General features: G+C 72.8%; 8 protein-coding genes. 4 read left to right on the top strand and 4 right to left on the bottom strand.

Translation table 11 applies throughout. The annotated features are described in order from the left end of the window. Positions 1-296: 296 nt before the first annotated feature. On the top strand, positions 297-1253 hold the full coding sequence (locus CA984_RS42045) for a DUF4037 domain-containing protein (protein ID WP_341351762.1): 957 nt from the start codon (positions 297-299) through the stop codon (positions 1251-1253). A gap of 42 nt (positions 1254-1295) precedes the next feature. Here CA984_RS42045 and CA984_RS42040 read toward each other — a convergent pair whose 3' ends face one another. After that, positions 1296-1601, bottom strand: a complete 306-nt coding sequence (locus CA984_RS42040; RefSeq protein WP_086578903.1) for a DUF3817 domain-containing protein — start codon at positions 1599-1601, stop codon at positions 1296-1298. 86 nt (positions 1602-1687) lie between these two features. Then, the gene (locus CA984_RS42035) at positions 1688-2371 is read right to left on the bottom strand and encodes an alpha-ketoglutarate-dependent dioxygenase AlkB family protein (RefSeq protein WP_086578902.1); all 684 of its coding nucleotides are present in this window, start codon (positions 2369-2371) and stop codon (positions 1688-1690) included. Between the two features lie 238 nt (positions 2372-2609). Between CA984_RS42035 and CA984_RS46815 the strand changes: the two genes are divergently transcribed. Then, positions 2610-2900 carry a hypothetical protein gene (locus CA984_RS46815; RefSeq protein WP_086578901.1) on the top strand — a complete coding sequence of 97 codons (291 nt, stop codon included), beginning with the start codon at positions 2610-2612 and terminating at the stop codon, positions 2898-2900. 61 nt (positions 2901-2961) lie between these two features. Next, positions 2962-3216: a helix-turn-helix domain-containing protein gene (locus CA984_RS42025; protein WP_012891057.1), complete on the top strand. Its 255-nt coding sequence runs from the start codon at positions 2962-2964 to the stop codon at positions 3214-3216. A 176-nt stretch (positions 3217-3392) separates the two neighbouring features. Here the strand turns inward: CA984_RS42025 and CA984_RS42020 are convergent, their stop codons facing one another. After that, positions 3393-4487 carry a tyrosine-type recombinase/integrase gene (locus tag CA984_RS42020; protein ID WP_086578900.1) on the bottom strand — a complete coding sequence of 365 codons (1095 nt, stop codon included), beginning with the start codon at positions 4485-4487 and terminating at the stop codon, positions 3393-3395. An 81-nt stretch (positions 4488-4568) separates the two neighbouring features. Next, a complete protein-coding gene (locus tag CA984_RS42015; RefSeq protein ID WP_086578904.1) occupies positions 4569-5462 on the bottom strand; it encodes an AraC family transcriptional regulator in 894 nt (297 codons plus the stop codon). A gap of 176 nt (positions 5463-5638) precedes the next feature. Here CA984_RS42015 and CA984_RS45725 point away from each other — a divergent pair. Beyond that, the coding region (locus tag CA984_RS45725; protein WP_133061948.1) for a hypothetical protein at positions 5639-5970 on the top strand (332 nt) is incomplete at its 3' end.

Here is a 5970-nt window from a genome sequence, read left to right as displayed (position 1 = left end):
GGTATGCCCAGCGGGTGTGCCGCTTCGCGTTCGCCGCTCTGGCCGCCGAGCATGGGCGGGTGGCCCTGATGGTCGACACCGACAACTGTGCGGCGATCGGCGTCTATGAGCGTCTGGGCATGCGTGGGCGCCCGGTGGCGGCCGCGACCGTGGGCGGGTGAGCCGGCGGTCGCGGCGGGTGGGGGAAAAACCTGGTGCGTGGGGCGGTCCTGCCGGGCAGAGTGGACGAAATGATGCCCAGTTTTGTGCCTGGTCTAGAGCTTTCGCGTAACTTCTATGCGCAGGTTGTGCGGCCGATGGTCGCTGATGTGCCGCACAGCGCGGCGCTGATCGGCGCCGGTTCGGAGGTGCTGGCGTTCGACACCGAACGCTCCACCGACCATGACTGGGGCCCCCGGGTGGTGCTGTTCGTCGCACCCGAGACGGCCGGAGCGCTGCGGGCGTCGGTCGCCGCGGGCCTGCCTGCGACCTTCGGCGGCTATCCCACCGCGTTCGGCGCCGGGCACGGCGTCGAGGTCGCCGGGGCCTCCGCCTGGCTGGAGGAGCGGCTCGGCTTCGACCCGCTGGGGGACTTCGGTGCGCTGGACTGGCTGGCCACCCCCTGGCAGCGGCTGGCGGAGGTCACCCGCGGGGAGGTCTTCCACGACGGCCTGCACGTGCTGGAGGCCGCCCGCAGCGCCCTACGCTGGTATCCGGAAGACCTGTGGCGGTATGTGCTGGCCTGTCAGTGGAGACGCCTGGCCCAGCAGGAGGCCTTCCCGGGCCGGTGCGGGGAGGTCGGCGACGATCTCGGTTCGGCCGTGCTGACCGCCAGCCTGGCCCGTGACCTGATGCGGCTGGCCCTGCTGATGCGCCGCCGCTACCCGCCGTACGGCAAATGGCTCGGCAGCGCCTTCGCCCGCCTTCCGGGCACGGCCGAGATCGGCCAGGCGCTGTCGGGCGCGCTGGCCGCCGACGGGTGGCGCGACCGGCAACGGCATCTGGGCCGCGCCTACGAGCGGCTGGCCCAGATGCACAACCGGCTCGGCCTGAGCCAGCCGCTGGAGACCACCACGCGCGGTTTCCATCAGCGGCCCTTCGAGGTCATCGACGGCGGGCGGTTCGCCGACGCGCTGAGCGAGGCCATCGCCGACCCGTGGGTGCGGGCTCTGCCTGCGGTCGGCTCGGTCGACCAGTTCGGCGACTCCACCGATGTGCTCACCTGCCCCGGGCGGTGCCGGGCGGTGACGCGGGCGGTGCTGGGAGGCGGGTGAGGCAAGGCGTGGGGGAAGAACCGGGGGAGCGCCCCGAGGGGGTCAGGCCGCGACCGGCTCGCGCCGCTCGGCCAGCATGCGCCGTTCGAACCACAGCGAGGTGAACGGCGGCACCGCGCACGCCAGACCCAGCACGATCGTGCCCACACCCCAGCGCGCCACCCGGGCCGCGGCCAGCACCCCGGCCACGTACAGCACGAACAGCAGGCCGTGGACCGGGCCGAAGATCTTCACCCCGAGGTCGCCGGAGTCTGCGATGTATTTGAAGAACATGCCGACGAGCAGTCCCGCCCATGAACACGCCTCGGCGATCGCCACATAACGGAACAGACGCAGTGCGGTCGGCACAGCGGACACCTCTCCTCAGGTCCGGGAACGCCCCCAGCTTAGGGGGCTGTAGGGGCCTGTGCGGCCCGGCCGCGGGGTGGCGTCGATCACGCCGGGGCCGGGGGGTGAGGGAGCGTCCGACGGGGGGCTGACGGCAGCCGGCCGGGCAGCGCCGGACCCGACTGGCGCAGCGTGATGTTGAGCCGTCCTCTGATCAGGCCGTGCGGGCCGGTCCCGGGCAGGATCCGCCGTACGCCGTGGAAGGCCAGCCGGGAGGGTCCGCCGAATACGAACAGGTCGCCCGACTCCAGCCGGACATCGCTCCAGGGCCTGGCGCGGGTGGCGGTGTTGCCGAACCGGAACACGCACGCGTCTCCCAGGCTCAAGGAGACCACCGGTGCCGCGGCGCGTTCGTCCCTGTCCTGGTGCATGCCCATCGTGGCCGCGTCGTCGTAGAAGTTGACCAGCGCCACGTCCGGGTCGTAGGGGCCGCCCAGGGTCTGGGCCACCGCCGCGCGGCCCAGCTCCGCCAGCCACTGCGGCAGCGGCTCGACCGGCTCGTCGGTGTAGCGGTAGGGGCGCCAGCGCCGGCCCAGGCACACCGTGCGCACCGACATCAGGCCGCCGCCGGGCAGCCGGATGTGCTCCATCCCCAGCGGGGGCCGCGCCCAGGCGCGGCAGGCCCGCACCAGCTGCCGTTGCAGGTCGGCGCTCAGCCAGTCGGGCACGTGAACCGCGCCCGGGGCGATCTCGGTGCGGCAGCGGGCGATCAACGCGTCCACACCGGGCATTTTAGCCGGTGGGCTCTTTCGCCCTGGTGGGCGAGGGTGAATTTGTCGCACCGTGCGGCCAGGCCGCCCCACTGCTTGAGGCGGTTGATGCAACGGGAGAGGGGGGCTGGGGAAGTCAGCACTGCTCGGGCGGCTGACCGAGCGTTTGGAGCAGGACGGTTGGCTCATCGCCACCGGTCGCTGCCCCGAGGCCGAAAGCGCCCCACCGGCGTAGGCCTGGGCAGAGGTGTTGTGCGGGGTGGCCGAAAGCGTGCTCCCGTCCGGGAAATTCGCCGCCGACCTCGCACCGCTGCTGACCGATGCGGCGGGCACAGGCGGTGCCGACGCCACCGAAGGACGGCTCCGGCTCCACCGGGCGGTGTGGTCCTGGCCCGCGTCGGCCATCACCGCCCCGGCGACCTCGTCCGGCTCCAGCAGGCCGGCCCCCACCGCCGCGTGCCCGCGTACCGCGGTCAGTGCCCCGGCCACCACCCGGCCTGCCACGCGCATGGCCTCCATCCCGGCCGCGCTCTCGATCTCGACCATGTGACACCCCTCGGACACCCGACACATAAGACGGTATTGTTATCACGGTTGCTAGAGTGCTTCCCATGGTTCGCCCTCCACTGACCCAGCTCGACCACGAACGCGGCCACCGGCTGGGCGCGATCCTGCGCCAGGCGCGGGGCACCCGCAGCATGGCCGAGGTCGCCGCCGCCGCGGGACTGTCCGCCGAGACCCTCCGCAAGATCGAAACCGGCCGGGTCCCGACCCCGGCCTTCTTCACCATCGCCGCCCTCGCCCACACCCTGGGCATCTCCCTGGACGTCCTGGCCGAGGTCGCCGCCGCCGAACGCGCCGCCTGAGCCACCCCAGGCACCCCACCCCGGGCACTCCACGACAGACCCCGGACAGCCCCACGCCAAGCCCCCACGACGGACAGCCCCGGCGGCGAGCCGTCAAAGAGGCCTTCCTCTGGCCCGTGGGCCGGCCACCCGGGCGGCGCCCCGAAACGGCGCCGCCGGCGTGGACCACCATCCCCTTACCGGCCGCCGGACGGCCCGCGCAACAGCGGATGAGCCCGCATCGCCACCTCCAGCTCACCGGGCAACTCGTCGCGGTAGCGGCCCAACGTCGCCAGATCACTGTGCCCCAGCACCCGCCGGACCGCGTCCATGTCCACCGCGTCGGCCAGCAGATGGGTGGCGGTGGTGTGCCGCAGGCCATGCGGGGTCACCGAACGCCGCCGGTCGGGATCCACCCGCCGCTGCACCCGGTCGATCACCGCCTGCACATCCCCCCGCGCCAGACGCCTGCCCCGCCACGACAGCAGCAGCGCCTTCTCCGGCGCCCCGGCCCGGCCCCGCTCCAGCAGATAGGCCTCCAGCACACGGGCGACGTCACCCGGCAACGGCACATCACGCGTCTTGCCGCCCTTGCCGAAGATCCGCCAGTAACGGACCCCGTCGTTGGTGTAGAAATCCTCCACATTCGCCCGCACCAGCTCCGAGACCCGCGGCCCCATCGTCGACAGCAGCAGCACGATCAGCGCATCACGCAGCTCGGTACGCTGGTCACGCCGCCGGCCGCGCTCCGCACCCGTACCGTTCGCCGGCGCGGCCCCCGCACCGTCCGGAACCCCCGCATCACCCCGGCCGCCGCCGTCGCCACGGTGACCACTGAGATCCCGCGCCGCACCGATCAGCCCCTGAGCCTGCTCACGGGTCAGCGCCCGCCGCTCCGGACGCAACCCCCCGCGCTCCTTGGCCGTCACCGTCGCCAGCGCCATCGGATTGACCTGCACCCAGCCCGCCAGCGTCGCATGCTTGAACAACGCCGAGACCGACCGGCGAAAGCGCGACTGGGAGGAGGCCGACTGCAGCCCGGCGCCGGGCTCGGCCCGCCGCCCGTCGGGCTTACGCGCGAAAGCCAGCAAAATCGCATCCACATCCTCACCGGTCAGGTCGTCCAGGACCCTGCCCTCACCCGCCAGCCGTACGAACGTGGCCACATCCCGCGCGTAGACCTCCGCCGTCGCCGGCGACAGCGCGCCCGTCAACGTCTTGGCGCGGATCAGCTCCACATAGCGATCGGCCGACTCCTGGACGGTGAGACGATTCAGATCCGCTGGCCGCATGGTTTCAGGGACACCCTTCCTCGAATGTGCCGACCGTAGCGGCCGCCACCGACAACAACCCGCCCGCAGCGCGACGGGCGCTCACCCGCCTGCCCGCACCGCGCTCGGACTCACCCCGCGCACCCGCTTGAAGGCCGCGCTGAAGCCGAACGCGTCGGCATAGCCCACCTGACGGGCCGCCGCCGCCACCGTCGTGCCCGGCCGCGCCAGCGACTCGGCCGCCAGCGCCATCCGCCACTCCGTCAGATACGCCAGCGGAGGCCGGCCCACCAGCGCGGTGAACCTGCGCGCGAACGCCGCCCGCGACATCCCCGCCGCACCGGCCAGCGACCCCACCGTCCAGCCCGCCGCCGGGGCGTCATGGATCATCCGCAGCACCCGCCCGATCCGCGGGTCCTCCAGCGCCGTGTACCAGCCCGGCGCGTCCGCCTCCTCACGCGCGAACCACGCCCGCACCGTCACCACCAGCAGCATCTCCAGCAGCCGCTCCAGCACCACCTGCCGGCCCGGCGCCGCACCGGTGACCTCCGCACCCACCAGCTCCAGCACCGGCGCCAGCCGCCCATCCCCGCCCGGCACCACCAGCAGATCGGGCAGTACGGCCAGCAGCCGCCCCGGCAGCTCCCCGCCCACCTGGCAGGCGCCGGTCACCAGCAACGCGCCTCCCCGCGCCCAGCCGCCCGCACCGAGCTCACCCCGGCACTCATCGCCGTGCACGACGATCTGCGGCGGGGTCCGCGGCGAATCGGCGATCACGAACGGCCGCCCGCCGCCCACCAGCACCACATCGCCCGGCCCGAGCGCACGCGCCCGGCCACCGGAGGGAACCACCCATGCCCGGCCGGCGACCATCGTCGCCAGCGACAGCCGGGCCGGCGCCACGAACCGCAGCGACCACGGGGGACAGCCCGGCGGCCGGCCGAACACCCCGCCCAGCGCCCGGACCCCATCCAGAAGATCACCGATCACATCCACCCGCCCAAAGTAGACGATCACACATGCCGCCGCCCGCAGCGCCTATAGGAAAGTCTCAACAGGGGGCGGCCGGCCCGCGCAAAAGAAAGACGAGAGGCAGCCGACCGGCCCGCCCCGCTCCCAGCCACCACGAAAACAGGGACGAAACAGCCACTACGGAATCGTACGATCACCTCATGCCGAATCTCGGACCCACAGAGCTGCTGATCATCCTGGCTCTGCCGGTCGTCATCGTCACCCTGATCATCGGCATAGCGGTCACATCGGCACGGCGCGCCCCACGCCGGAACAGCGGCCCACGACCGCAACTCGACGCCTCACAACTGCACTGGCAGGCAACCGCCCTGGTCACCGCAGGCAAGGCAATAGCCGCGATCAAACTCGTACGCGAGCAGACCGGCCTGGACCTCGCAAGCGCCAAAAGATACGTCGACGACCTGCGCGCCGGAAGAACCCCCCAACCACCGCCGCCCCACCACGGCGCCACAGCGGCCCACCCGCCCACGCC

Source organism: Streptosporangium minutum, from assembly GCF_002149035.1.
GTDB classification, from domain to species: Bacteria; Actinomycetota; Actinomycetes; order Streptosporangiales; family Streptosporangiaceae; genus Streptosporangium; species Streptosporangium minutum.
This window is presented reverse-complemented; position numbering and strand designations above follow the sequence as displayed.